Here is a 25,324-nt window from a genome sequence, read left to right as displayed (position 1 = left end):
AGGAAATAAAGATGAAAAAAACCTTATCTCTAGTCATGTTTATGTTGTTCGCAGGTGTTTTTGTTTTAGCAGGATGCAGTGGGGGAGAAGAAGAAGCCAGCGGTGAAACGGGTGAAGGCAAACTGAAAATTGTAGCAGCCCACAACCAAACATCTCCAGAAAACCCTTATCAAATCGGTATGGAAGCTTTCAAAGAAACCGCAGAGAGTGCAGATGCCAACATTGAAGTCGAAGTTCACGCAGGAACACTCGGAACCAGCGAATCCGAGCTTGTTGAGAAATTGAAGCTTGGTGCGGCGGACGTCGTACTTGTATCTCCAGGATTCATGTCCAAAACAGGGATTGAAGAGATCGATCTTTTCGCCCTTCCTTATGTATTTGACAGTTATGACCACTGGGAAAGTGTTGTTGACGGGGAAGTCGGAGAAGAAATGGCTGACATCGTAAACGAAAAATCAAACAACGACTTTAAAATGCTAGGATTCTGGTCTGCCGGTGTACGTCATTATTATGGCAAGAAGCCACTTGAATCGATGTCTGACATTGAAGGATTGAAATACCGCACCCAAACGTCCGGTGCTGTCGCTAATTACTGGGAAGAAACAGGCGCTGTACCGACATCTGTTGCCTGGGGTGAATTGTACCAGGCGCTTCAACAGGGCGTTGTGGATGCAGCAGAAAACTCTTATCCGTACTTCGTTCAGCAGAACCACCACAAAACAGACAACGGTAAATACATCACTGAAACCGGTCACGATTACACGACACGTTTTCTTTTGATCAACGGTAAGAAATTTGAAAAGTACACGGATGAACAGAAGCAGGCCATCATGGATGCCGCAGCTGCATCCGTTGAGAAAGAACGTCAGGCTGTTTATGAACAGGAAGAAGAATACAAACAGCAGGCGATTGATGATGGAGCGAAGGTGAACCAAATCGATCGTGAACCATTCATGGAACTGGCAAAACCGATTCAGGATGCACGAGCAGAAGAAATCGGTGCGAAAGACTTATTGGATAAAATTAGAGACATGAAGTAAAGAGAGAAAAAAGGGCACGTCCTTTGTGCCCTTTCCTCTTAACTTCTTCGAATCAAGGAGGTTACGGAAATTGATTAAATGGTTAGAAAGAATCCAGCTGACGATCGGGGTCCTGTTTTTGATCACCTTTTTCGTTACGATCATCATTCAGGTAATGACCCGGTTTATGGGCGTTTCTGCTGTCTGGACAGAAGAAGTCGCTACCTATTCGTTCATTTGGTCCGTCTTCATGGGAGCGGCGGTCATGTTGAATAGAAGAGAGCATTTTCAATTCGACTTCCTGTTGAAGAAGTTAAAAGGAAAGGGTAAAAACAGTCTTTATTTATTGAATGACCTCATTCTTCTCGCGTTTTGTTTTGCTATTTTCTTTTATGGCATTGAAGTGTGTCAGAACTTTTGGAATTACAATTGGGTCTCCCTTCAGCAGCTGAAAATGGGATATGTATGGATCTCCGTTCCGATTATGGGAGGGACGATGGTCATTTATACAATCGCTCATATCATTCGCAACGTGAAAAACTTTAACACAGAGGAGGTAGCGGAATGATTGGACTTTTATTGGTCGGTTTATTTGTCCTTTTAATGATTATCGGAATCCCGATTGCTTTTGTGATCGGAATCGTAGCGATGGTCGGAATTTTTAATATCCCTTATATTCCTGAAGTCACGATCCCCGTCAAGATGCTCAATGGTCTCGATTCCTTCGTCCTTCTGGCTGTGCCCCTCTTCATCTTGGCGGCCAATCTGATGAACAGTGGACAGATTTCACAGAAGTTGATTAACTTCTCCTTATCTATGGTCGGGCATATACGTGGCGGCCTCGCTCATGCGAACATTCTCGTATCGATGCTTTTCGCCGGCGTTTCCGGAGCTTCTCAAGCGGATACGGCAGGTGTCGGAAAAATATTGATTCCAAACATGAAGAAGCAGGGATATGATACAGGAACCGCGGTCGGAGTCACCGCTGCTTCCTCAACGATCGGGGTCATTATTCCGCCTAGTATACCGATGATTATCTATGCTGGACTGACTAATGTCTCTGTTGGAGCGTTGTTCTTAGTCGGCATCATTCCTGGCGTCTTGATTGGTCTCAGCATGATGGGCATCGTCTACATACTAGCGCTCAAACGCGGGTACCCGACCTATCAGAAGGCGTCCTTATCCAATTTCCTGAAGCAATTCCTTGATACCATTCCCGCTCTCATGACGCCTGTCATTTTGATCGGCGGAATCATCACCGGAATTTTCACAGCGACAGAAGCGGCCGCCTTTGCATCGATTTACACGGTCATCGTAGGTATGTTCTACTATAAGACGCTTAAACTGAAAGACTTTCCGAAAATCCTTGTTGATACGCTGACATTAAGCTCGTTATCCCTGTTCGCCCTTGCTGCTGCGAATGCGCTTGGAGAATTGATGAGTTATTACCAGTTGTCGGTTTGGGCGGAGCAGTTCTTTGCCAACAACATCGACAGCAAATGGATCTTTCTGCTTATCATCATTGGATTCTTCTTATTTGTGGGTACCTTCATGGATGCCATTCCGGCCATGATCCTGTTCATTCCGGTCATCCTGCCCGTGGCGATTTCCTTTGACGTGAGCCCGATATTACTCGGAATCATCACGATTATGACACTCGCAGTAGGACTAGTGACACCTCCGTATGGATTGTGTCTCTTACTCGCTGCGAAAATAGGAAAACTACCGATCGAACGTTCCTTCAAAGCGGTCGTGCCTTATATCACTGTGGTTGTCATCGTATTGATTGTTGTTGCTTTTATCCCGGGAGTTGCCTTCTATATCCCTGAAATGATTAATCCGGGAATGTTTTGAATCTAGCAAAAGAGGTGGAGACAATTCTCCACCTCTTTTGCTTTGTTTCGGGCTAAACTTTTCTATTGAAAATTTAGGTCGATTCTTTCTATAAAAAAAGAGGGAAGCCCCAATGGCTTCCCTCTCCTATATATAAAATCATTCCATTCAAACGAGAACCTTAAGAAACAGAAAAACCTTCCTGTTCTTTCACTCCATCTTTCTCTGTAAACTCATCAAGCAGCGCACGCACTTCATCGGTGGAGTTTGTGCTCATCAGCTGATTTCTGAGCTCACCTGCTCCACGGAATCCGCGTACGTAAATCTTGAAGAAGCGGCGGAGCGGTTTAAAAAGACGCGGCTCCAGTTCTTCTGAATACTTATCGTGAAGGTCGAGCTGCATGCGCAGAAGATCAAGTAGTTCATCGCTGCTATGCTCTTTCTTCTCTTCTTCAAAAGCGAACGGGTTGTGGAAGATTCCACGTCCGATCATCACGCCATCAATGCCGTACTTCTCAGCAAGTTCGAGTCCTTTTTGACGGTCAGGGATATCGCCGTTGATCGTAAGAAGCGTGTGCGGGGCAACTTCGTCCCGAAGCTTCTTGATCTCTGGAATAAGCTCCCAGTGAGCATCAAAGTTACTCATTTCTTTTTTTGTACGGAGGTGGATGGACAGGTTGACGATATCCTGTTCCAGTAGGTGCTTGAGCCACGGGCGCCATTCGTCCAGCTTCGTATAACCGAGACGGGTCTTCACACTGACAGGAAGTCCTCCTGCTTTCGCTGCATCAATGATTTCCGCTGCCACTTCTGGACGTCGGATCAGTCCGGAACCTTTTCCATTCCCCGCAACGTTCTGGACAGGACAGCCCATGTTGATGTCGATGCCGCGATAGCCCATTTCTGCCATACCGATACTCATCTGGCGGAAGTATTCGGGTTTATCTCCCCAAATATGGGCAACGATCGGCTGTTCATCTTCTGTGAACGTCAGGCGTCCGCGGACGCTGTCTTTTCCTTTCGGATGGCAGTAGCTTTCCGTGTTCGTGAACTCTGTAAAGAACACGTCAGGTCGGCCTGCTTCAGCTACGACATGTCGGAATACGACATCGGTCACAGCTTCCATCGGTGCCAAAACAAAAAACGGCTTCGGCAGCTCATGCCAAAAATTATCTTTCATATATATCTGAACCCTTTCCTTAAGAGAATCATGTTCCCAAAATTAAAAAGTAAAAACGTTAATTATTCTATCCATTACCAGTTAGGCTAAATTTCAACCATTATATACTTTAATAGTATTAAAAGAAAAGTTCAAGGGATGGGTTCGCCCTGTCTTGCCGTTCGCTTTTATTAGAAAAATAGCAGCCTTTAACAACTATACAACCTTGCTAAGGCAACTCGTAGCAAGGTTTGCAAATATACATGTGGGGTTGAATCCGAAAGAATTTAAAATCGTTTTTACATAAAAAGGATTTTATGACTTGTATTCTAATTTCCGTTGTGATTCCTGAACGTGTCCTTAAAAAGCAAGAAACTTTTAGAAAGAAACGAAAAATTAGATAATGGAGGGAGAACGATAAAAGAAGGGTGAGAATGTAATGAAGAAGCGTGACTTAGGAAACACCGGCATACAAGTTTCTGAGATTGGATTTGGAGCATGGCAGTTAGGTAATGAAAAAGATTGGGGCAAGATGAGAGACGAAGAAGCAATTGAATTGGTAAATAAAGCGGTAGAGTCGGGATGTGATTTTTTCGATACCGCACCTAACTACGGATCCGGAAAAAGTGAAGAGCTTATCGGACAAGCCCTTAAAGACAAACGGGATCAAGTCGTCATCAGCAGTAAGTGTGGCCATCATCCCAATGATGAACAGGACTTCGATCCTGAGAGATTAATGGTGTCGGTGGAAGACAGTTTAAGAAGATTACAAACCGATTATCTGGATAGTCTTCTTCTTCATAACCCTCCATTCGAATCTCTGAATAGCAACAGCCCTCAATTTGAAGTGCTGGAAAAATTAAAACAGCAGGGCAAAGTAAGAGCCTATGGAGCTTCTGTAGATACTGGAAAAGAGATGAATGAGCTGTTACATAAAACAGACAGTCAAATTATCGAGGTCATGTTCAACATCTTCCACCAAGAACCTGCGGATGCGATCCAGTCCGCCCAAAAACATGGAGTTGGTGTGATTGCTAAGGTTCCTCTTGACTCAGGCTGGCTGACAGGGAAATATGATGCCACTAGTCGTTTTGGCGGCATCAGAAGCAGGTGGAGTGTAGAGGAAATTGAAAGACGGGGAGAGTTAGTCAAACAGGTTCAAAGGATTATAGGGAATGATCAATCTATGGTTCAGGCGGCGCTTCAATATATTCTTTCCTATACAGGGGTGTCTACGGTGATTCCGGGTGCTAGAGATATTGAGCAGTTCAAACACAATCTGTCTGCGTCTGAGGGTGATTTGTCACTAGAAACGAAAGGAGAGCTAGAAGACCTTTGGGAAGCAGAAATAAAAGATTCCAATCTCGCATGGTAAATATTAGTTATCAGTAGTGACGGATGTAATACAGGTGGAGTAACCTTGAATAGCTTGCATTGAATGGGGAGCACTTCTTCCAAATGGATTATTATACGAATGTTTTTTATCAATAACAGGTTCTTAAGATGATAGAGACTTTACAGTAGCAGCCTTTTGAAATTCATTTTACCAATCTTCAATCAATAATAGGTAAAAGCAACTGAAGTTTACTATTAGTTAGCTTTCCATGGTTCTCACAATGAATTCTTTAACTCTAATTAACAAGAGATATAGAAAGAACATAAGTCATAATTGTCTTTTTACTTAATAAGAAGGAGATGTGAAGATTATATGAGCAAAATAATGATCGGAGAAATTTTATCAAACAAGGAAGAATGCGATTTTAATCCGAGGACAGGGAAATTAAGTGGTCGCTACGGTTCATTTGATGGAAAAGTAATAAAATCGTTAAAGTATGCTACATATATGCCGAGGGAAAAAAAAGGAGATTCAATCAATCCTTGTATTAACGCACAAGCAGGTATATTTCCTTATAAAGAGATTAAGAAAACTGATGGAAAAATAAGACCGGCAATATTAGTTTTCGGGCACCCAAAAAATGCTGGCAAAAGGAAGACTCATTGGAAAGATATTTTTGAACCAGATAGGGGGTATATTAAATACTTTGGAGATAATAAAACCCCTGGAAAATCCCCTGAAACTTCTAATAATAATATTTTAATGAAAGCATATGAGATGCATGAAGACTCAGATAAAGAGGTCAGAAAGAAAGCACCTCCAATATTATTTTTTGAGAATATTGATACTGGTATTTATAAATTTCAGGGTTTTGGAGTTATTAATAAAGTAGAACTCTTGTCGCAAAAGCATAGCTCTGGACAGACATTCACTAATTATGCCTTTGATTTTGTTGTCTTAAATACACGTGAAGAAAATGAATCTTTTGATTGGAGTTGGATTAACGATCGAAGGAATAGCTCATTAACAACTAATCAAATGTTAAAAAAAGCTCCAAAGTCTTGGAGGGAATGGGTTAATAATGAAAAAAAGATAGAGAATATCCGAAGAAACGTCAATACTATTCTAGTTCAACCCACCGAAAAACAAAAGGCTAAAAATATCAATAAGAAGGTATTAGATGATATATATAATTATTATTATAACAATAAGCATGATTTTGAGTTTCTTGCAGCACATTCATGTAAGTATATAATAGATAAATATTCTACTGGATGGATAACAAAACAATCTGGGGATGGGGGTACAGATTTCGTGGGGAGAATCAATTTAGGGAGTAGCGGAGTGCTGCCTATGAAAATTATAACCTTGGGACAAGCTAAGTGTATTAAACCAGATGCAGCTATTAATGCAGAGAACATTGCTAGAGTGGTAGCTAGACTGAAAAGGGGGTGGGTCGGTGCTTATGTAACAACAGGGGTATTTAGAGAAAAAGCACAGCTAGAATTACTAAACGATGATTATCCAATTTTTCTTATAAACGGAAAAGAGGTCTCAGAAGTAGTTATTAAAAGAATGATAAAAAATGGGTTGAACCCCTCATTTACTGCAGATACATATAAATACTTAGAGACTATAAAACCAAAATATGAGATATTAAATCGACGTCCAGAAGAAATTTTATATAATTAATGGCATCATTATCAAGTAATGCACTGAATGGTTGTAGTTAAAAGCTTCCTCTCCATAATTATCTTAGCGTGATGTGTGAACGTAATGACATAAGAGAAAATGGTTCATTTATATGATTAATCGATACAGAACGGATACGAAGATATTTGGATGCCCGGATAGATAATTGTGACATTGCCAGGAATATAATAGCAGTGAAAAACCCCTCTAGAAATATTTCTAGAGGGGTTTATTATTTAAACGAACATACTCGAGGTTAGCTATTTCCTTACCCCTTTCCAGACCCCTCTCAAACGCCGCCAGATGATTCGTTGAGGCATTACGAAGTTGTGTAAATACGATTCTCATATCGTTAGGAATTTCGAGTGATAAGAATTTGTCATACATCGCAATATTGTCTATTTCTCCTTGTACGCCGGCTCCAAAAGCTGCCTTAATATTCTCAGGAGTTGAAACGAATGACTGGGATGTATTTTCAGGTAATGGCACTTGGTACTGTCCAAACAGGGGAAGCAATGCATCAATATGTCTCAATTCTGCTTGTTTGATTCGTGCGAAAGTAGGAATATATCCAAAGGTCCCTAGAATATTATCGTACCTCGCTTGTGCCAGGTATTCGTCTTGAAGAGCATACGTCAGGATTTGGGGGATGGACAGCGTGGGAGAATTTAGTGCCCCTTTAGCTCCGTAGTTTTCAACTTGCCGCTGGGTGCGTGTTCTGTGTGACTTACTTATAAAAGATAAAAACCATACCGCGTGGTTTTGTTCGTCTGCTGCTGCGCGTTTAAAACGATCTTTAATAAAAGCATGCTGAGTCTTATCTGCAATGTCTAAATAAAAATCCACCGCTCCTTGTTCATCTTTAAAAGCGAATTCAATTCCTGATAGATACTCATCCGGACACTTCTCTGTGATCTGATAAGTTGGCTGACAGCCAGTTAAATAGGCATAAATTCTGCTGAACTCTTCTAGGTGACGCTTTTCATCTTGTTGGATCTCAAGAATTTTGTTCCTTTCTTCCTGTGTTGGCGCAAGTCTGGCTAACTTCTCATAGCAGGCGATCGCACTATACTCTCCGTGGATGGCTTTTTGTATGTCGTTGACAATTTGACTGTCTTGGTTTGCGTGATAGTAACTCCCGTTATATGGACCGGGGTGGTGAGAAAAAGGATGTGAACACATATTTGTAAGTCCTCCAATGTTCAACGTTTCTCTTATCTTATGCTCTTTGTATAGGTGGGTGTGTAGGAAGGTTTTCCTCTTGGTCATGGTGGCAATAACAATCGTTTTTCTCTCTCCCCAAAGACAAGTTTATTAATTTCGCTATTATTCAATGAATTGTCACAATCCCATTATCTATTCATTTTTCGGCAGCTTTCAAATCGTAAGTTATGGATGAGCCCATTTATGACGGCATTTAAACCATCAAAGCCTGAAGAAGTGGTAGGACGGGGATAGCTGCTTCCTGCGATCTCCATTCTAATAACAGATTGCGCCTTCTCGAATGAGAGATTAAGATAGATGAGAAAGAGTTGATTTCGTTATAAAGGAGATTTCACATGCTGAAAACACCGATAGGGAAATTACGAGTGATGGGATTTTTAGAGGGGATGTCCTTTTTAATTCTCCTTTTCATCTCCATGCCGTTAAAGTATATGTTTGATACGCCGGAAGCTGTGTCGGTCAACGGAATGATCCACGGGGGATTGTTTGTTGTGTACATGCTGATTGTCGCTTACGTTACCTTTAAGGTGCGCTGGTCATTTAAATGGGCGGCAGGGGCATTTATTGTCGCGTTTATCCCATTTGGGAATTTTATTCTTGATCATCAGTTGAAGAAAAAGTTTGTAGATCAGCGGGAGCGCCTTGTTGCTTAAAAATGGAATAACATAAAAAAGCCTGATCCACCACGGTGGATCAGGCTTTTTAAAACGCATTTTCTAATTAGGGAACTCGTCTAATAAAAGTCTAATAAAAAATTTCCTACATGGATTCGAATTTAAGGTAAACTTTCGCAGGCTAGCCCGTCGCTGTCATGTCCATCAAGTCTGTGGGGATCCGATCCGGGGCCGCCTGCTGCTATATAAAATGCCTGGGCTTGTGCGTGTGTATCGAAATCACCACAATCTCGATCCGGACCAAAAGGATTATATTTCAGGTCTGGTTCGCTGGACTCCTCTGGTGTAGATGGTTCTGAATCAGAAGGCTCAGGGCTCTTCGCTACTTCTTTTTTCTCTTCGACTTTGAAACCTTCATCTGTTACATATCCATCTATGCTCCATACGCCTCTCTCCGCAGCTTTGGCCTCTGCTTGTGCTTCCTTCATTTCCTCCGCATGTTCATAAGGGGGATCGTATTCATAGGCATAACGCGCCAAGCCTTCCTCTAGTAAGGTCTGGTTAAAGTTTTCACCGTCCACCCATATGTAAGCCAATAAACGATCATATTTATCGTATTTGGGACCATCGTATTCAACTTTCACTTCTTTTCCGGATAAGGTACTTGTAGTAAAAGCACTCGCTTCCGGGCCGAACTTTTGGGTGGGCAGGTCCGGATGTTTCGTCTCGGGGGTATCCACGAGAAGTAACCGTACCCGTTCCTTTTTACCGTTCAGCTTGATATCAATCGTATCGCCATCCACTATGTTCACGACCGTAGCCGCTGTTAAATCATCCTCGCTTTTCTCTTTCTCTTCATCGTCTGGCTTTTCTTCGGTGGAAGATGGTTTATTATCATCAATCTGTTTTTCTTCTTCCGCTTCGGGCTCTTTATCGGCTGTACTCTCCGCTTCGATTTCTGTCTCTATTTCATCTGGTTCATCAACCGCAGCCCTTTCACTGTCGGTGGGGAAGGTAAAACTGAAGAAAAATAAGATAATAGCAGCTAGTGAGATAATAGAACTTATTTTTAAGCTTCTTTTCTTATATATAGAAATTCCCATAGCGGCAAGTCCGACACCTAAAGTCAGCAGGCTGGCTGCGAAAATGACAGGTCCGGAGTCTTCTGGTAAGAATGCGGCAACTACGGTCAAAAAGAGAAAGAGGTATGCCAGTGATGCGATTACCTTTTTCCACATAGCGCCACTTCTGAATCCTAAGATCTTTTCGTGCCATTTCCGTTCTTTGACTTCAAGAGACATCTGCTTGTTAGCCTTTAAGAATTTCTCGATCACTTTTCCGTGATTCCCAACTACAAACGTTGTATTGTCGAGATCGAAGATAGATTTGAACGCAAAGTGGTCAACCAAGCCCTTTGTTTCTTCAAACCACGGGAGGCGGCCGATTCTTACCAGCCCGGTCTCGCTCTGATTAAGCGTGTATACAACTACACAGTCTTCAAGAAAAGCCCCGTACTCGTTAACATCCAGCTTACTCCCAATGCTGGCATTTTCTATTAATATAGCATTCGGGTGCCTTTGTTGAATGAGCTTCTTGATTTTATCCTGTTTGGAATCCTTTTTCTTTTCGTTTTTACTCATTTACATCCACCTTCTACTATTCTATTCAATTGTAAATTATAACAAATCACTCGTGTTTTTAATAAAGGTATTTGTATAGGAGCGGGACTTTATATAATTTATACATATATTAATATACTTAGAGAAGAAGGGGATAAATGGTGGAAAAGATAGCTGTATTTTCGATATCTTGGTGTATTTTTAAGTCTTAATAAATGTTTTCACCCCTGGTTCAATAGGGGGAATGGTTTAAAAGTGAAATTTGTAATATAGAAGAGCATAAGAAAAGCAGCTCGCTTGGAAGGCTACATAGTCCATGCGGGCTGCTTACATATGGGGGGGCGTTTCATTGCTGGTTACTTTGAGCAGGAGCGGGATATTTTTCTCCGTTTTTCTTCACTTTGCTTCTAATGATTTCTTCCACATCTAAATCCAATTCGTCACAAAGCATCAACGCATATATCATAACATCAGCGATTTCTTCTTTGATGTTTTCGTTGTGTTTCTCAACCGCTTCCTTACTGCTGATCCACTGGAAGTCCTCCAGCAGTTCAGCGGCTTCAATGGACATTGAGATGGCCAGGTCTTTTGGGTTGTGGTATTGCTTCCAGTCACGCTCATCCCGGAATTCATTGATCGTTTGAATCAGTTTTTTAATTTGAGTCATAGTTAGCTTCCTCTCTTAAATTTTTCAATCTGGCTTTTAGTTTCGGATCTACGGGGTACACATAAAGTCCGTAAATCCCGCGTTTCATTAAGACATTAATGGAGTTCAAAATAATCTCTTCCTTCACTTTTTCCGTTTCCCCATGATCCATATCGTTTCTTGCAGTGAAGGCGCCTTTATCTTTGTACTTCGAAGGATCAATGACAATTTTGTCCTTTTTCTCATCATAACTGACAGATGGTCCTAGAATGACTCCCACATAGTTTAAGTCAAACCCTTGCACCGTATAAATCGAACCGACTTCATTGATCGTATGGATTTCCTCGCCCCAGGTCATGTTGTCTTTCGTAATATTCCATGGCATATTGACGCCCTCTTCATCGACGTAATAGATTTCTCCATCCTTTTTATGGGTGAAGTCGAAGGTGGAGACAATTCTCGAAAGGCTGTGTTCATCATTCTTCTTTCGGACTGCCTCCTTGAATCGGGAAGGGTCGTCAAATATCTTTAATTCAAAATCATACCCATCATTGCTTGGCAGTGGTAGGAGCTTTTTCGTTACGAAGCTGTTCATCCACTCGATTGTATCGGGACTTGCGTTCATCCTGAATTGGTTGGTGAGCTTCAGTCTTTCTGCATGATAGTGGCCGGTAATCTCCTCCATTAACGGCTGATTCCAGTAACCTTTCAACTTTAATACTTGTTTCGGATCAAAGATGACGATGGTTATTTTGCTTCGTTTTATAATTTCAGCTAAATGGTTGTTGTAGCGGAAGTTGTTATAGGCATCCTCTTTACTTAAGAGGAGGTGGGCTTCATCCACTAATACGATATCAGCTTGTTCCATCTCTTTATCCATCCGATTTATAAAGCGTGTAGGCCTCTCAAAATTTTTCTTCTTCAAATTGGGAAGGCTGTTGGCGATGTTTTTATACGTCTTCAACATTTCATTGTGATTGACTAACAAATAGTTATTCGTGCCATATAAATTGGAACTCTTCTAATCAGCGTAGTCCTGAATGGTGTTAAATAAAGAACTTAACAGGACACTCTTTCCGGACCCAGCATCCCCTTCCACAATAAAGACGCGGTTGTCGTCTTTCTTTATGTTCTGCTGGCAGAACTCAAGGATTCGGTTTTTCATTTCCAGCTGCTCTTCGGATAATTGTTTGTAAGGAGAGAGCTTGTAAATATCTTTATTTCTTAAATTTTCAATTGTATCTCTTGCTAATTCTTCTTCCCTCAGCTTCTCCCATAACTCCGAAAACACTTCATCATTGAAATATTGTTTGTTGAAGTAGTTATGCATCTGCATATTCGCTGTCTGACTGACGTTTTGGAGTTTATATTGATTGTCAGCGATAAAGTAATTGATCAAATTCGACTCCATATTGTAGGTAGCGGACTGGTTGAATTTCTCGTGACCAATCAGGATGGTTTCGTTATGTATTTTTCGTTTGGGATTATTCAAATGGTCGTGGAGCCGCCTGTTTTTATGAACTGTTTGTCCAATATAGGCAACGGAACGCTTGTGGTTATAAAGGATATAAACTACAGGGTAATCATTCAGATAAACGGTTTTAACTTCATCTAAGGTTTGACGATTGAACGATTTTTTCTCAACTATTAGTTCATGAGTCATCGAATTCTCCTAAATTTCAGTGTGACTAGTATAATTTTATCATTCCTGAGCTTCCATGAATTCCAAAAACAAGAAAAATGCTAGAAATTATATTGGCGTGCCCTTATAAACTCTTTAGGTTGTATTTCCTAATTATCCAAAAAATGAGACTTCTTCATTGCGATTCCATAAAAAGAAGAGTATTGTGTCTCGATGATACAAATAGCTGGAGAAAGGGTGGTTCAATCATGCAAGATGGATATGTAAAAGTGAATGACGTCAATCTGCATTATGTCACTGAAGGGGAAGGCGAACTGATGCTGTTTCTTCACGGGTTCCCTTACTTCTGGTACAACTGGCATCATCAAATCGAAGAATTTTCGAAGGATTATCGTGTGGTGGCCGTCGATATGAGAGGCTACAATCTATCAGATAAGCCGGAAGGTGTCTCTTCCTACGACATGTCCGTTTTAGTCGAGGATGTGAAACAGCTGATTGAAGCGTTCGGGGAGAAGGACTGCGTGCTGGTGGCCCATGACTGGGGTGGAGCCATTGCCTGGACACTCGCATATACGGAACCGGACTATATCAAGCAGTTGATTATGTTCGATGCCCCGCACCCGTACACGTTCAGAAGAGAATTAGAAGAAAACCCGGGGCAGCGGGAAGCAAGCAGTTATATGGGCTTTTTCCAACGTCCGGACTCACATGAAATGCTGCTTGCTAATAACGCGGAGCGTCTACGGAAGATGATGACCATTCCGGGTCGGAGAAAAGGGTATCTGACGAAAGACGATGAACAGAAATACATAGAGGCATGGATGCAGCCGGAAGCGATGAAGTCGATGCTCCATTATTACCGGGCAGCCTCATTTTATCCGTTTGAAGAGCACGTGAAAGAGCCGCTCGATCTTCCTTATCAGATGTTTGAATCGCCAACGTTAATTGTTTGGGGCAATGCGGACCCTGCATTTGAAAACAGCAATCTTGATGGAGTCGAAGATTATGTACGAGACCTTACAATTCATCGTATGGAAGGGGTCAGTCATGCGCCTCATCATGAGAAGCCGGAAGAAGTTAACCGCATCATGCGGGCGTTTTTAAATAAATAATTAAGTAAACGGGCGTTCCCCTTGTTGTGGGAGCGCTCTTTTTTCGCTTTAAAAAGCTCGGTCTCTCCATTCCGTGGTTGTGCTTAGGGTGCTCTACTAAATATGCGTACGCCTTTTAATTTCTGTATGTATCTTTACTTAAGTAAGGGGTGTGTACAGACGGTTTGCATCCTTTAGTATTTAAAAGCCTTTTGACGTGCATATCCCCTGTAAATTTAGTGGAAATAGAGTTATCATAGTTTAGGAAAATTAAAATGTTCGTTTGAACCTATAGAAAGAAGGATTCAGCTTGTATAAAACAGCTATCATGATCATACAAATTGTTGGTTTATATCTTATTTATTTAGCTGGCAGAGGGATTCAGAATCTGTTTGATTTGTTCATCCCCGGCAGCGTAATCGGTCTCGTTCTACTATTTATCTTACTGTCTTTGAAAATTGTCCCTGAGCGTTTTTTAAAAGAAGGAATTTCGTTTATGATCCGCCATCTGCCTTTCTTTTTCGTACCGGCTACCGTCGGGGTCATCAGCTATGCGTATGTATTTAAAGGAAAAGGCCTCCTTCTGATCGTGATCGGCCTTTTGAGTACAGCGCTTGTGATGGCCATATCAGGCCTTGTCACCCAGTGGATGGTCAGAAGGAGGGAAGAAGCATGAAGGCTTTGTTCTTCGCTTTATTGATGGTATTGTTCACGATTGCCGCCTATCGAGTATCTGTCATGATTTATGGGAAACACCGCCGTGTTTATACAACACCTGTGATTGTATCTACCATCCTTGTAATCTTGTTTCTGCTTGTTTTTCAGATCCCGTATGAAACGTATATGACAGGCGGGAAATGGATCGATGAACTGCTGGGACCGGCCGTCGTGGCGCTTGCCTACCCGCTTTACCAGTACAGGGATATCTTGAAAAGGATGCTCGTTCCGGTGGTGACCGGGACGATGGTCGGCGCTGTCGTTGGAATCAGTTCCGGTTTACTGCTTAGTAAATGGGCAGGATTCAGCGATCTAATCATCCATTCACTTGTTCCTAAATCCGTCACGACACCTGTGGCGATGTCGATCTCAGAATCGACCGGCGGGGTCATGCCGCTGACGGCTGTTTTTGTCATGATTGCCGGAATCGGCGGGATGTTGATTCACCCGCTTGTGATGCGCTACAGCGGTTTGACGCATCGGATCGGTCGTGGAGTCGGCATGGGGAGTGCTTCCCATGCGATTGGAACGGCTGCGTCGATGGAACGGGATACGCTTGAGGGTTCAATCAGTACGATTGCGATGGTACTGAGTGCAGTTATTGTTTCTGTCTTAGCTCCCGGCTTAACTCTTTTGCTTTTATAAGGTGTCAAGAAAACGAAAAAGCTCTGATCCATGTAAAGGATCAGAGCTTTTTTTATTGTGCTCCTCTCCTTTAAACACCCCGGACGCGTATCGGCGATGTGTGCTTCTTGGTTTCCATCACCCTTTCGGTAGGTTTTAGGAAAAAATATACAAAAGAACAGTTGCAAAACGACAAACGTGTCGATATAATAAGAATAACAAAACGACACTTGTGTCGTTATAAACGCGAAAGGGGATCGTTCGATGAATCGTTTATGGAAAAACCGCGGGTATGTGACCTTGATTTCGGCACAGGCAATATCGAGTATAGGGGACTGGCTGAGTATTATTGCGATTATTACACTGGTTGGATTGAAATGGGAGGCCACACCGTTTGAAGTATCCCTGGTGTTCCTCTGCCTTGCTTTGCCGATGGCTGTATTCGGACCGATAGCTGGGATGGTGGCGGATCGCTGGAACCGGAAGACGTTGATGATTGTTTCGGATGTGGTACGTGCGGGGCTGATTTTGCTGTTGGCGATCGCTTCCTCGCTTTGGATGGTCTATGTGACACTGTTAGCGGTGGGGATTTTTTCGGCGGTGTTTATTCCGGCGAAAAACGGCAAGCTGAAGGAAGTCGTGGACACAGACGATATGAAAGCGGCGATGTCAATCAGCTCAATGATTGAGTCCTCTACGAAAATCCTTGGCCCGCTCGTCAGTGGTCTGCTTGTCGCTTTGTTCGGGGCCCAGCAGGTGTTTTTCATCGATTCAGCGACCTTTGCAATATCCGCTTTGATTCTAATCTTTGTACCAAAGGCGAAAGCTTTGGAAACGGCGGAGCAGGAGAAGCCTGGCGAATCGTTCAAGCAGTCGTTCTTGCTTGGGGTTTCTTTTCTCACATCCAACCGGTTCCTGATGACAGGGTTGATTCTTGTCGGTGTGAGTTTACTCGTCCTGCAGTCAGCGGATTCTCAGCTGATTGTCCTGATTCGAGAACTTACACAAGCATCCCCTGATCTGTTTGGCTATTTGGTGACAGGCTCAGGGCTTGGGATGTTTACGGCCGGCTTTCTGCTTGCTAAAAAAGCGGATTATAACGCGTATCCGCTTATGCTGTTAGGTGTTGCTGGAATGGGGGGATGTTTTGGTATGATGGGGGTACTGACGTCTTATGATTTCGGCTATTCGATTATATGGGGCCCGGGACTTGGATTTATCGCTGGTTTTGCTGCAAGTTTGACCTTTGTCCCATTTCAGGCGACGGTGCAGGTAGATACACCTGTGCACATGACGGGGCGCGTGTTTGGTGTCATTAATAGTGTGATGACAACGGCGACGATCATCGGCCCGCTCGTAGGGGGCTGGATCGCCACCCAGATCGGGGTAGTTCCAACTTTCCTGATTACGGCGGGTCTGCTTGTACTGTTATCTATCATAGGAGTTTTAACAAAGAGGATCGTAGAACGGGGGAATGGGCATGGCTCCACGAGTGAGCGAGGAACACCTGAGGCAGCGTCGCGCTGATCTGTTAAAAGCGGCAGTGGCGGTGTTTATGGAACGCGGATATGAACGGACGACGATGAAGCATGTGATGGAGGCGGCCGGGGTGAGCCGTGGTGGGTTATATCAGTATTTTGCGAATAAAGAGGATTTATTTGAAGCTGTGTTAGAAGAGAGACTTGAAGATTCAGCAGAAGAGACCGATCGGATGCTTGAGGAGGCGTCTTCCTACTGGAATCTGTTGTTGAAGGTGATGTTCGGGGGAGAGACGGTGCCGGATGCGGAGATGGATCCGCTTGCGGCAAGTTCGCTTGAGTTCTTTATCACGGGGCGCAACGATGAGCGCAGGCGTATATATGGCGAGAAAAGATACGATCTTGGGCTCAGCATTTATCGGAAAGTGATTGAGGCAGGGCAGGCAAGCGGGGAGTTCAGTGACTATTATGAAGGCGAGCTTGTGGCGCGTTCGATTGTGACTTTCTTTGATGGTCTGGCGCTGGATCATGCCATTTTACCGGAAGAGAAAGTGCGGGTGAAAGATCAGTCGGAGATGCTGGTGGATTATTTGAAGCTGGCGCTTGGTGTGTCCTCCTCTTAAAGAGGGGGATTTTTTATATGGAAAAAGAGTATGGCAGAGCCTTCCCTATGCAGATAGAAAGGTTTGAATTCCTTCGATCGTGGAAGTATTTATATAGCAAGTGTTTTTCAAATGGGAGCTGTCTCAAAGTAGAAGGTGGAAGCCGGACGTAAGGAGACGAGTCATGATGAAGGACGCAGACGGACAGAGGAAACAGAGCGGTATAAGAAGATAGGGAAGCGGTGCTGACTGTCGCTTTTTCCACCCTATGACCTGGGAAACTTTTCGGTTATTTGGAACCCCCACTCGTTTGTTGTTGAAATTTTTGAGCCGGATTTGTCTATAGTCTAGCGCTAATCATTTACGGAAAGCGGACAGGAGAGGCTGTTTTTTGAGAGTCCAGCCGGATAACGCTTTAGCAATGCAGTGCGCGTTCCTTTTTCTACCACTCATCATTGTGTATAATTATTAGATAATAGTGACTTTTTCATCTATTAAGCGTTATCATAGAAAATAAGGAGTCGAATGATGACAGGAAGGGTGCGGCGTAATAATCCTTTGCATCTTTTCTACAAATTAAAGACAGAAGGATGGTTAATATGAGCAGCAGAGAAACGAATACAAACGTGATCTTAATTGGTGCTGGCATTATGAGTGCGACGTTGGGTTCACTCTTAAAAGAATTAGCCCCGGACTGGAACGTTACTGTTTTTGAAAAGCTCGGAAAGACCGGAGAAGAGAGTTCAAATGAGTGGAACAATGCCGGAACAGGTCATGCGGCGTTGTGTGAATTGAACTATACGAAGGAAAAATCAGATGGATCGATCGACTTAAGTAAAGCGATAAACATTAATGAGCAGTTTCAAGAGTCCAGACAGTTCTGGTCTTACCTTGTAAACCATGGAAAACTGAGTAACCCTCAGGAGTTTATCCGCCCGCTTCCTCACATGAGTTTAGTTTGGGGAGAGGATAACGTAAATTTCTTGAAGAAACGGTTTGACGCGATGTCCCAAAATCCTTTATTTCAAGGGATGGAATATTCAGAGGATCCGGAAAAACTGAAAGAGTGGATTCCGCTGATTATGAAGGACCGCGACTCCCACGGGCCGGTAGCTGCAACGAAAATGGATACTGGAACCGATGTAAACTTCGGCTCGTTATCCCGTAAGATGTTTGAACACTTAGAGTCAAACGATGTAGAGGTTAAGTACCACCACAGCGTGAAGGATCTGAAACGTACGCGTGACGGAAACTGGGAAGTGAAAGTGTTTGATGCAAAAAACGATAAATTGGAAGTGCGCAAAGCTGACTTTGTCTTTGTCGGCGGCGGGGGTGGAAGTCTCCACTTGCTGCAGAAATCAGGCATTCCTGAAGGAAGAGGTATTGGCGGATTCCCTGTCAGTGGTCAGTTTATGGTGTGTAACAACCCGGATGTAATCAAGAAGCATGAGGCCAAGGTTTACGGGAAAGCTCCTGTTGGTGCACCACCGATGTCTGTCCCGCATTTGGACACCCGGTATATCGGTGAAGAGAAGTCGCTTCTTTTCGGACCATTTGCCGGATTTTCACCTAAGTTTTTAAAAACAGGGTCCATGCTTGATCTCATCACATCTGTAAAGCCGAACAATGTCCTGACAATGCTTGCGGCTGGAGCTAAAGAAATGCCGCTCACGAAGTATTTAATTCAACAGGTGTTGATGTCTAAAGAACAGCGTATGGAAGCGTTACGTGAATTTATTCCTAACGCGAAGAGTGAAGACTGGGATCTAGTCGTCGCTGGTCAGCGTGTGCAGGTCATTAAAGATACAGAAGAAGGCGGCAAGGGAACGCTTCAATTTGGTACAGAAGTCGTCAGTGGTGCGAACGGATCGATCGCTGCCCTGCTTGGTGCATCACCTGGTGCATCGACGGCGGTACATGTCATGATGGACGTGTTAGAAAAATGTTTCCCACAGCATATGCCGGAATGGGAACCGAAGCTGAAAGAAATGGTTCCTTCTTATGGACAGGCACTGGTTGAGAATCCAGAGCTGATCGAAGAGATTCATCAAACAACCTCCCGGGCACTTGGTCTGGTCGAGGAAAAAGAGTTGGTTTTAAGTTAATCGGTTTCCATTAAGATCGGAAATCCAAACAATTGAATCTTCCTGTTCAACCTTTAATCTGTATCTGGATTGAAGGTTATTTTTTTGTGAAAAAAGTGTCTGTTTAGAAAGCTTGGAGGCTTCCGCTGGTTTTGTATCTCTGCGGAAGCCTTAGATACATATTTGGATTTTATAAAAACGATTACTAATGGCAGCCTTAAGATTCGCTTTGTTTATGTAAACCCACGTGCAGGATTAAACCTATAGCACTCCACATATTCAGAACAACCCCAATGATAATCAGAACCCACACGACCAGTCCGGGCACCTGTGTGGTCTGGCTTATGGTTAAGGCTATACTCCCTACACTTAACATCGCTAAGAGTAGAGGCAGGTTTTTTATCATAAAATCCCTCCTTATTTTATCCAGTATTGATTATACCCTTGTTCATTTCCATAAACCAACAGGATTGACTGAAACATCCAGGAGGTTTGATGGACCCTTTGGCGGGATATAAAACTATATCATTGAATTTTAGGAGGAATGGAACGAATGAAATCACTTGAAGATGCGCTAAAACATAAAGTGGGTCTAGGGACGGCACCGTTAGGAAATATGTTTAGAGACGTTCCCGAAGAAGAAGCACGGGAAACGATTCAAACCGCCTGGGATCAAGGCGTCCGCTATTTTGATACCGCTCCTTTTTACGGGGCTGGATTAGCGGAAATGCGGGTTGGCGAAGTGTTATCCAAATATAACCGAGATGATTACGTACTAAGTACAAAAGTCGGCCGTTATATGACGGAAGATACAACAGAAAATGAAGGCCTGTTCGAGCATGGCCGTAACAATAAAGTGATTACCGATTATACGGAAGATGCAACGAAAAAATCGATTGAGCAGAGCCTGGAACGATTGAAGACCGATCGTTTAGACATGGTTTTCGTTCATGATGTTTCTCCTGATTTCCACGGAGATGAATGGGTTGCCAAGTTTGATGAAGCAAGAAAAGGCGCCTTCCGCGTGCTGACACGTCTTAGAGAAGAAGGTGTCATCCGTGGCTGGGGGCTTGGTGTAAATACGACTGAACCGATTGAACTCGCAATGGAGCTTGATGAAATGCGTCCGGACGTCTGTTTGTCGGCAACGCAGTACACGCTCCTGCAGCATGAGCGCGCGTTAGAGCGGATGATGACCTCAGCAGAAGAGAAAGGCGTTGATATCGTAGTTGGTAGTCCGTACAACTCCGGCGTCCTGCTGGGCGGCGATCACTTCAACTATGAGAAGGCTGACGCTGCGATTATCGGTAGGGTCAATCAGTTAAAAGAAATCGGCGAGAAATACGATGTGCCTCTAAAAGCAGCGGCGCTTCAATTCTCAACGGCCCACATGGCGGTTAAATCGGTAATCCCTGGATCGACGCGCCCAGACCGTATTAAAGAGGACCTGGAGATGATTCAGCGGGATATTCCGACAAAGTTCTGGATAGAACTGGTCGAACGTGGCTTTGTTTCATCTAAAGCTCCATTGCCGATCTGATTTGTTTAAAAGTCCAACAAAAAAGCCTCTCCGCTGCCTTATAAGCAGTAGAGAGGCTTTAAATTTGAGAGATTTAGTTTCGAATCAAGTAATCAAATGCACCAAGAGAAGCATTCGCACCATCACCCATTGAGATAATGATCTGATTGTACGGACTGTCCGTCACATCGCCGGCGGCAAATAGGCCGGGAATGTTTGTGGAGCCGTGCTTATTGGTAATGATTTCACCGATTTTGTTCGTCTCGACTTCCTCACCGAGCCATTCGGTGTTTGGAACAAGTCCAATTTGGACAAAGACCCCTTGCAGGTCGATGTGTTGTTCTTCACCGGATTCACGGTCGATGTAGGAAATGCCGTTGACGTTCTCTTCACCAGTGATTTCGGTGGTCTGGGCATTCGTTTTGACTTCGACGTTTGGAAGACTGTTCAGACGCTCCTGCAGCACATCATCTGCTTTCAGTTCGTCTGCGAATTCAAGGACAGTGACATTTTTAACGATGCCGGCAAGATCGATTGCTGCTTCGACGCCGGAGTTTCCGCCGCCGATGACCGCTACGTCTTTGCCTTCGAACAATGGTCCGTCACAGTGAGGACAATAAGCGACTCCTTTGTTCTTGAATTCTTCTTCGCCTGGTACGCCGATTTGGCGCCAGCGTGCACCTGTAGAGATGATGACACTCTTACTCTTCAGGACACCGCCGTTATCAAGTTCAAGTTCGAACATGTTGTCTTCGTTTTTGTGGAGGCTTTTCGCGCGCTGCAGGTTCATGATATCGATCTCATAATCCTTTACGTGCTCTTCTAAGCTTGCAGCGAACTTCGGTCCTTCTGTGCTCTTCACACTGATGAAGTTCTCGATCGTCATCGTATCAAGAACCTGACCGCCGAAGCGCTCGGCAACGATACCTGTGCGGATACCTTTACGAGCGGAATAAATCGCTGAGCTGGCACCGGCAGGACCTCCGCCGACCACAAGAACGTCATACGGTTCGCGGTTATCGAATTCTTCAGGAGATGGGCCGTCACCGATTTTTGCAACGATTTCTTCAAGCGTCGTACGTCCGCCGTTGAAGAATTCTCCGTTTAGGAAAACAGATGGTACAGCCATGATGTTCTGGCTCTCTGCTTCTTCCTTGAACGCTGCACCATCGATCATCGTGTGAGTAATCCCCGGGTTCAGCACGCTCATGATATTCAAGGCCTGGACGACATCCGGGCAGTTATGACAGCTTAGGCTGACATAGGTCTCAAAGTGATACTCCCCTTGGATGTTTTGGATCTGCTCAATCATGGTCTGGTCAACCTTAGGAGCTCTTCCGCCTACTTGAAGTAAAGCAAGAACCAAGGACGTGAATTCATGACCAAGCGGAACACCGGCAAATGTAATGCCCGTTTCCTCTTGAGGACGGTTCACACTGAAGCTTGGTGTGCGTTTCAATTCTGTTTTCTGTACCGTAATTTTAGGTGACATGGAGGCAAGCTCATCGGTGAGAGCCAGCATGTCACGGGAGACATCACCGTCTCCCGCGCTGACTTTCAGCTCGATGTCACCTTCTAAAAGCTGGAGATACTGTTCTAATTGTGCTTTTATTTGTGCATCGAGTACCATAGATTGTTCACTCCTTAAATTTTGCCGACTAGATCAAGGCTTGGCGTAAGCGTTTCTTCGCCTTCTTCCCATTTTGCCGGGCAGACTTCGCCTGGGTTCTGGCGTACATATTGAGCGGCTTTGATTTTACCTACAAGGTTATCAGCATCGCGGCCGATTCCGCCTGCGTTGATTTCAACTGTTTGGATAACGCCGTCTGGATCGATGATGAATGTACCGCGGTCAGCAAGGCCGTCTTCTTCGTTAAGAACGTCGAACTGACGGGATAGCTGCTGAGATGGGTCACCGATCATTGGGTATTTGATCTTGCTGATTTTTTCAGAGCTGTCGTGCCAGCCTTTGTGTACGAAGTGAGTATCTGTAGAAACAGAGTAAACTTCTGCACCTAGTTCTTTAAGAGTTTCGTAGTTGTTTTGAAGGTCTTCAAGTTCTGTTGGGCAGACGAAAGAGAAGTCTGCAGGGTAGAAGCATACAACGCTCCACTGACCTTTAAAGTTTTCTTCTGTTACATCAATGAAATCATGGCCGTCCTGGAATGCTTTTGCTTGGAATGGTTGTACTTCTTTACCGATTAGAGACATAGTTAAAGTTCCTCCTGTGTGTGTAAGTTTTAGTAAGTTGTCTGAAACAACTATTTATAATAATTATAATTCAGTAACTATTATTATATAGAAATCGTTGTTTGTCAACAAAGGGAGTATCTTGTCGAAAAGTTTTCTTTCTTTTTCTAGTCTTGAGCCTTCCGAAAAAGCAGAAACATACGTTTGAAATGGGGTCCGCCTTTTTATATGAGCGTTTCTTTCAGTTGAATGGATACGGGAGAATCACCGTCCATCCTTTGACTTTACGTGTTCTCATAGAATAAGCTTGTTTGGTCAAAATGTGTTTATGATGAATGGCTACATGTGGGGAGGATTTTTTTCCAATACTATTATAGTAGGTCAATTCCCCCTTCAATTGCCAGTAATCTGCATTTATTTACGCTTATCCATGATTCGATGAAAAGGATGATACTTATTATGAGAAAACGAACAGCTTTTATACTCGGGCTTCTTGTGATGCTCGCAGGTTTCTTCCCTACAGCAGAAGCCTATGCAACAGGAACGCTGAATCTGGACGATGGGGAGGCTGTGGCTGCGCCTGATTCCGTTGATTTTGATCTGGAAGGTGAAAGGGTGAGCGCCATAGGTATGGCGGGGCTGATCCGTGGCGACGACCCGGAAATGGCTGCATCCCAACCGCAGAATAACGAATCAGAAAATGGTCCACCTGTGCTGCTGCTCGGCATTGCCGGCTTTCTTATTATCGTTGTTATTGTTTTGACCGTCCTATTATTTAGAAGTCATAAGAAGTGAGGTTTCTCAATTACACCTTCTAAATAAAGAACAGATGAAAAAATATAGAAAAGCCGCTGTTTCATGAACAGCGGCTTTTCTGATTAAACAAATAGACTCAGTAGTAAAATAAATCCTAATCCGGCAACAGAAATAATGGTTTCAAGAAGCGTCCAAGTAGCAAACGTTTCTTTCATTGTCAGGCCGAAGTATTCTTTAAACATCCAGAACCCTGCGTCGTTCACGTGAGACGCTACCAAGCTTCCTGCCCCTGTAGATAGAACCATCAAGGCAAGATTCACATCGGTTGTTCCGAGGAGCGGAATGACAAGTCCGACGGTCGTTAAGGCTGCAACGGTTGCTGACCCTAAAGAAATTCTCAGGATGGCAGCGATGATCCACGCAAGCAGGATCGGGGAAAGGGATGACCCTTCAAACATTTCCGCTACATAACCGCCGACGCCGCCGTCAATCAATACCTGTTTAAAGGCACCGCCACCACCGATGATCAACAGCATCATTCCGATTTGGGAAATGGCCGTTTTACAGGAGTCCATCACTGTGTTCATCGGAATGTTACGAGCGATTCCCATCGTGTAAATCGCGACAAGCAGGGAGATGACCATTGCTGTGGATGCGTTTCCAATTAAGTTAATGACTGTGAGCACACCATTGGTATCCACGCCCATCATTTCTTGAACCAGCGTAATAATAGTAGAGAATGCAATTAAAATAACTGGCAGCATTGCTGTGAAAACACTGATGCCAAAGCCAGGTGTCTCTTCAAGTTTAAAGGATTTCTGTTCACCTAAAGAAGCAATATTTCCTTGCTTGTTAAAGGATTCCGGTACAAGTTTCTTCGCAAGCTTCGTAAAGATCGGCCCAGCGATAATGACGGTTGGAATCGCAATGATAATACCGTATAGAAGGACCTCACCAAGATCTGCGCCGTACTCACCAGCGATGACCGTCGGCCCCGGGTGCGGCGGTAAAAAGCCGTGTGTGACAGATAAGGCAGCTGCCATTGGAATTCCAAGATAAAGAATTGAAACGCGCAGCTCTCTTGAGATAGCGAAAACAATAGGAATAAGCAGGACAAGTCCGACTTCAAAGAACAAGGCAATTCCGATAATAAAGGAAGCCGCTACAACCGCCCACTGAATGTTTTTCTCGCCAAATTTGTGGACGAAGGTCATAGCAATACGCTGAGCGCCCCCGGCATCGGTGATTAGTTTTCCTAACATGGCACCAAGGCCGAAGATAAGAGCAAGGTGGCCAAGGGTTCCGCCAAGCCCTGTTTCGATCGTTCCGACAATTTCATCAAGCGGCATCCCCAGCATAATAGCGACACCGAATGAAACGATAATCAATGAAACAAATGTGTTTAATTTAAGACCCATAATCAGTATAAGTAGTGCAACAATTCCAATGGCAACCATAAGTAATGGCATGATAATCCTC

23 protein-coding genes and 1 pseudogene are annotated in these 25,324 nt (G+C 43.7%); 15 read left to right on the top strand and 9 right to left on the bottom strand.

What is annotated here, in order from left to right:
- The first annotated feature begins 11 nt into the window (after positions 1-11).
- From LC036_RS10950 to LC036_RS10940, 3 genes are all read left to right on the top strand, one after another.
- Entirely contained in the window at positions 12-1,040 is a 1,029-nt protein-coding gene (locus tag LC036_RS10950) for a TRAP transporter substrate-binding protein (RefSeq protein ID WP_226582125.1), read from the top strand.
- A gap of 70 nt (positions 1,041-1,110) precedes the next feature.
- Complete coding sequence (locus tag LC036_RS10945) at positions 1,111-1,587, top strand: TRAP transporter small permease (protein ID WP_226582123.1); 477 nt, start codon at positions 1,111-1,113, stop codon at positions 1,585-1,587.
- Positions 1,584-2,873, top strand: coding sequence for a TRAP transporter large permease (locus tag LC036_RS10940; protein WP_226582120.1), 1,290 nt, complete (start codon positions 1,584-1,586; stop codon positions 2,871-2,873). The genes LC036_RS10945 and LC036_RS10940 overlap by 4 nt, the downstream gene beginning before the upstream one ends.
- 160 nt (positions 2,874-3,033) lie before the next feature.
- On the opposite strand, the gene LC036_RS10935 is transcribed toward LC036_RS10940, so the two are convergent.
- On the bottom strand, positions 3,034-4,032 hold the full coding sequence (locus LC036_RS10935) for a tRNA dihydrouridine synthase (RefSeq protein WP_226582117.1): 999 nt from the start codon (positions 4,030-4,032) through the stop codon (positions 3,034-3,036).
- A gap of 418 nt (positions 4,033-4,450) precedes the next feature.
- Between LC036_RS10935 and LC036_RS10930 the strand changes: the two genes are divergently transcribed.
- Both LC036_RS10930 and LC036_RS10925 read left to right on the top strand, forming a co-directional pair.
- Positions 4,451-5,386, top strand: a complete 936-nt coding sequence (locus LC036_RS10930; RefSeq protein ID WP_226582114.1) for an aldo/keto reductase — start codon at positions 4,451-4,453, stop codon at positions 5,384-5,386.
- 333 nt (positions 5,387-5,719) lie between these two features.
- Entirely contained in the window at positions 5,720-7,039 is a 1,320-nt protein-coding gene (locus LC036_RS10925; RefSeq protein WP_226582111.1) for a restriction endonuclease, read from the top strand.
- A gap of 219 nt (positions 7,040-7,258) precedes the next feature.
- On the opposite strand, the gene LC036_RS10920 is transcribed toward LC036_RS10925, so the two are convergent.
- A complete protein-coding gene (locus LC036_RS10920) occupies positions 7,259-8,308 on the bottom strand; it encodes a ferritin family protein (protein WP_226582108.1) in 1,050 nt (349 codons plus the stop codon).
- A gap of 290 nt (positions 8,309-8,598) precedes the next feature.
- On the opposite strand from LC036_RS10920, the gene LC036_RS10915 reads away from it, so the two are divergent.
- Positions 8,599-8,916 carry a DUF3817 domain-containing protein gene (locus LC036_RS10915; RefSeq protein ID WP_226582106.1) on the top strand — a complete coding sequence of 106 codons (318 nt, stop codon included), beginning with the start codon at positions 8,599-8,601 and terminating at the stop codon, positions 8,914-8,916.
- A 122-nt stretch (positions 8,917-9,038) separates the two neighbouring features.
- On the opposite strand, the gene LC036_RS10910 is transcribed toward LC036_RS10915, so the two are convergent.
- The 3 genes and pseudogenes from LC036_RS10910 to LC036_RS10900 form a co-directional block, all read right to left on the bottom strand.
- Entirely contained in the window at positions 9,039-10,517 is a 1,479-nt protein-coding gene (locus tag LC036_RS10910) for a thermonuclease family protein (protein WP_226582103.1), read from the bottom strand.
- 325 nt (positions 10,518-10,842) lie between these two features.
- Positions 10,843-11,163, bottom strand: a complete 321-nt coding sequence (locus LC036_RS10905) for a nucleotide pyrophosphohydrolase (RefSeq protein WP_226582100.1) — start codon at positions 11,161-11,163, stop codon at positions 10,843-10,845.
- Positions 11,150-12,805 (bottom strand): annotated as a pseudogene (locus tag LC036_RS10900) (DUF2075 domain-containing protein). The gene LC036_RS10905 and the pseudogene LC036_RS10900 overlap by 14 nt, the downstream one beginning before the upstream one ends.
- 227 nt (positions 12,806-13,032) lie before the next feature.
- On the opposite strand from LC036_RS10900, the gene LC036_RS10895 reads away from it, so the two are divergent.
- The 7 genes from LC036_RS10895 to LC036_RS10870 all read left to right on the top strand — a co-directional run bounded on the left by LC036_RS10895 (position 13,033) and on the right by LC036_RS10870 (position 19,401).
- A complete protein-coding gene (locus LC036_RS10895) occupies positions 13,033-13,896 on the top strand; it encodes an alpha/beta fold hydrolase (protein WP_226582098.1) in 864 nt (287 codons plus the stop codon).
- Positions 13,897-14,203: 307 nt separating this feature from the next.
- Entirely contained in the window at positions 14,204-14,551 is a 348-nt protein-coding gene (locus LC036_RS10890) for a CidA/LrgA family protein (protein WP_226582095.1), read from the top strand.
- On the top strand, positions 14,548-15,237 hold the full coding sequence (locus tag LC036_RS10885; RefSeq protein WP_226582092.1) for an LrgB family protein: 690 nt from the start codon (positions 14,548-14,550) through the stop codon (positions 15,235-15,237). Before LC036_RS10890 ends, LC036_RS10885 begins: the two co-directional genes overlap by 4 nt.
- 243 nt (positions 15,238-15,480) lie before the next feature.
- On the top strand, positions 15,481-16,743 hold the full coding sequence (locus LC036_RS10880; protein ID WP_226582089.1) for an MFS transporter: 1,263 nt from the start codon (positions 15,481-15,483) through the stop codon (positions 16,741-16,743).
- Positions 16,709-17,317, top strand: coding sequence for a TetR family transcriptional regulator (locus LC036_RS10875; RefSeq protein WP_226582086.1), 609 nt, complete (start codon positions 16,709-16,711; stop codon positions 17,315-17,317). The genes LC036_RS10880 and LC036_RS10875 overlap by 35 nt, the downstream gene beginning before the upstream one ends.
- A 17-nt stretch (positions 17,318-17,334) precedes the next feature.
- Positions 17,335-17,469 carry a hypothetical protein gene (locus LC036_RS18500; RefSeq protein ID WP_264188235.1) on the top strand — a complete coding sequence of 45 codons (135 nt, stop codon included), beginning with the start codon at positions 17,335-17,337 and terminating at the stop codon, positions 17,467-17,469.
- A gap of 426 nt (positions 17,470-17,895) precedes the next feature.
- The gene (locus tag LC036_RS10870) at positions 17,896-19,401 is read left to right on the top strand and encodes a malate:quinone oxidoreductase (RefSeq protein WP_226582083.1); all 1,506 of its coding nucleotides are present in this window, start codon (positions 17,896-17,898) and stop codon (positions 19,399-19,401) included.
- 196 nt (positions 19,402-19,597) lie between these two features.
- Here the strand turns inward: LC036_RS10870 and LC036_RS10865 are convergent, their stop codons facing one another.
- Entirely contained in the window at positions 19,598-19,786 is a 189-nt protein-coding gene (locus tag LC036_RS10865) for a hypothetical protein (RefSeq protein WP_226582081.1), read from the bottom strand.
- A gap of 147 nt (positions 19,787-19,933) precedes the next feature.
- Here LC036_RS10865 and LC036_RS10860 point away from each other — a divergent pair, with 147 nt between their 5' ends.
- Positions 19,934-20,920 (top strand): aldo/keto reductase, encoded by a 987-nt coding sequence (locus LC036_RS10860; protein ID WP_226582078.1) that lies wholly within the window; start codon positions 19,934-19,936, stop codon positions 20,918-20,920.
- A gap of 73 nt (positions 20,921-20,993) precedes the next feature.
- On the opposite strand, the gene ahpF is transcribed toward LC036_RS10860, so the two are convergent.
- Positions 20,994-22,529 (bottom strand): alkyl hydroperoxide reductase subunit F, encoded by a 1,536-nt coding sequence (gene ahpF, locus LC036_RS10855; protein WP_226582074.1) that lies wholly within the window; start codon positions 22,527-22,529, stop codon positions 20,994-20,996.
- A gap of 14 nt (positions 22,530-22,543) precedes the next feature.
- Entirely contained in the window at positions 22,544-23,110 is a 567-nt protein-coding gene (gene ahpC / locus LC036_RS10850) for an alkyl hydroperoxide reductase subunit C (protein WP_226582071.1), read from the bottom strand.
- 438 nt (positions 23,111-23,548) lie between these two features.
- On the opposite strand from ahpC, the gene LC036_RS10845 reads away from it, so the two are divergent.
- Positions 23,549-23,884 (top strand): hypothetical protein, encoded by a 336-nt coding sequence (locus LC036_RS10845; RefSeq protein WP_226582068.1) that lies wholly within the window; start codon positions 23,549-23,551, stop codon positions 23,882-23,884.
- Positions 23,885-23,967: 83 nt separating this feature from the next.
- Here the strand turns inward: LC036_RS10845 and LC036_RS10840 are convergent, their stop codons facing one another.
- Positions 23,968-25,314 carry a GntP family permease gene (locus LC036_RS10840; RefSeq protein ID WP_226582066.1) on the bottom strand — a complete coding sequence of 449 codons (1,347 nt, stop codon included), beginning with the start codon at positions 25,312-25,314 and terminating at the stop codon, positions 23,968-23,970.
- Positions 25,315-25,324 lie beyond the last annotated feature (10 nt).

It is taken from the genome of Halobacillus litoralis, assembly GCF_020524025.1.
Taxonomy (GTDB): Bacteria; Bacillota; Bacilli; order Bacillales; family Halobacillaceae; genus Halobacillus; species Halobacillus litoralis_D.
The sequence above is the reverse complement of the archived record's forward strand: the minus strand, read 5'-3'. Positions and strand labels throughout refer to the sequence as shown.

Bases quoted from the DNA above. Each gene is read 5' to 3' on its own strand.
- LC036_RS10950 (WP_226582125.1), top strand. From the start codon at position 12: ATGAAAAAAACCTTATCTCTAGTCATGTTTATGTTGTTCGCAGGTGTT.
- LC036_RS10940 (WP_226582120.1), top strand. From the start codon at position 1,584: ATGATTGGACTTTTATTGGTCGGTTTATTTGTCCTTTTAATGATTATC.
- LC036_RS10935 (WP_226582117.1), bottom strand. From the start codon at position 4,032: ATGAAAGATAATTTTTGGCATGAGCTGCCGAAGCCGTTTTTTGTTTTG.
- LC036_RS10930 (WP_226582114.1), top strand. From the start codon at position 4,451: ATGAAGAAGCGTGACTTAGGAAACACCGGCATACAAGTTTCTGAGATT.
- LC036_RS10925 (WP_226582111.1), top strand. From the start codon at position 5,720: ATGAGCAAAATAATGATCGGAGAAATTTTATCAAACAAGGAAGAATGC.
- LC036_RS10920 (WP_226582108.1), bottom strand. From the start codon at position 8,308: ATGACCAAGAGGAAAACCTTCCTACACACCCACCTATACAAAGAGCAT.
- LC036_RS10915 (WP_226582106.1), top strand. From the start codon at position 8,599: ATGCTGAAAACACCGATAGGGAAATTACGAGTGATGGGATTTTTAGAG.
- LC036_RS10910 (WP_226582103.1), bottom strand. From the start codon at position 10,517: ATGAGTAAAAACGAAAAGAAAAAGGATTCCAAACAGGATAAAATCAAG.
- LC036_RS10905 (WP_226582100.1), bottom strand. From the start codon at position 11,163: ATGACTCAAATTAAAAAACTGATTCAAACGATCAATGAATTCCGGGAT.
- LC036_RS10895 (WP_226582098.1), top strand. From the start codon at position 13,033: ATGCAAGATGGATATGTAAAAGTGAATGACGTCAATCTGCATTATGTC.
- LC036_RS10890 (WP_226582095.1), top strand. From the start codon at position 14,204: ATGATCATACAAATTGTTGGTTTATATCTTATTTATTTAGCTGGCAGA.
- LC036_RS10885 (WP_226582092.1), top strand. From the start codon at position 14,548: ATGAAGGCTTTGTTCTTCGCTTTATTGATGGTATTGTTCACGATTGCC.
- LC036_RS10880 (WP_226582089.1), top strand. From the start codon at position 15,481: ATGAATCGTTTATGGAAAAACCGCGGGTATGTGACCTTGATTTCGGCA.
- LC036_RS18500 (WP_264188235.1), top strand. From the start codon at position 17,335: ATGGAAAAAGAGTATGGCAGAGCCTTCCCTATGCAGATAGAAAGGTTT.
- LC036_RS10870 (WP_226582083.1), top strand. From the start codon at position 17,896: ATGAGCAGCAGAGAAACGAATACAAACGTGATCTTAATTGGTGCTGGC.
- LC036_RS10865 (WP_226582081.1), bottom strand. From the start codon at position 19,786: ATGATAAAAAACCTGCCTCTACTCTTAGCGATGTTAAGTGTAGGGAGT.
- LC036_RS10860 (WP_226582078.1), top strand. From the start codon at position 19,934: ATGAAATCACTTGAAGATGCGCTAAAACATAAAGTGGGTCTAGGGACG.
- ahpF (WP_226582074.1), bottom strand. From the start codon at position 22,529: ATGGTACTCGATGCACAAATAAAAGCACAATTAGAACAGTATCTCCAG.
- ahpC (WP_226582071.1), bottom strand. From the start codon at position 23,110: ATGTCTCTAATCGGTAAAGAAGTACAACCATTCCAAGCAAAAGCATTC.
- LC036_RS10845 (WP_226582068.1), top strand. From the start codon at position 23,549: ATGAGAAAACGAACAGCTTTTATACTCGGGCTTCTTGTGATGCTCGCA.
- LC036_RS10840 (WP_226582066.1), bottom strand. From the start codon at position 25,314: ATGCCATTACTTATGGTTGCCATTGGAATTGTTGCACTACTTATACTG.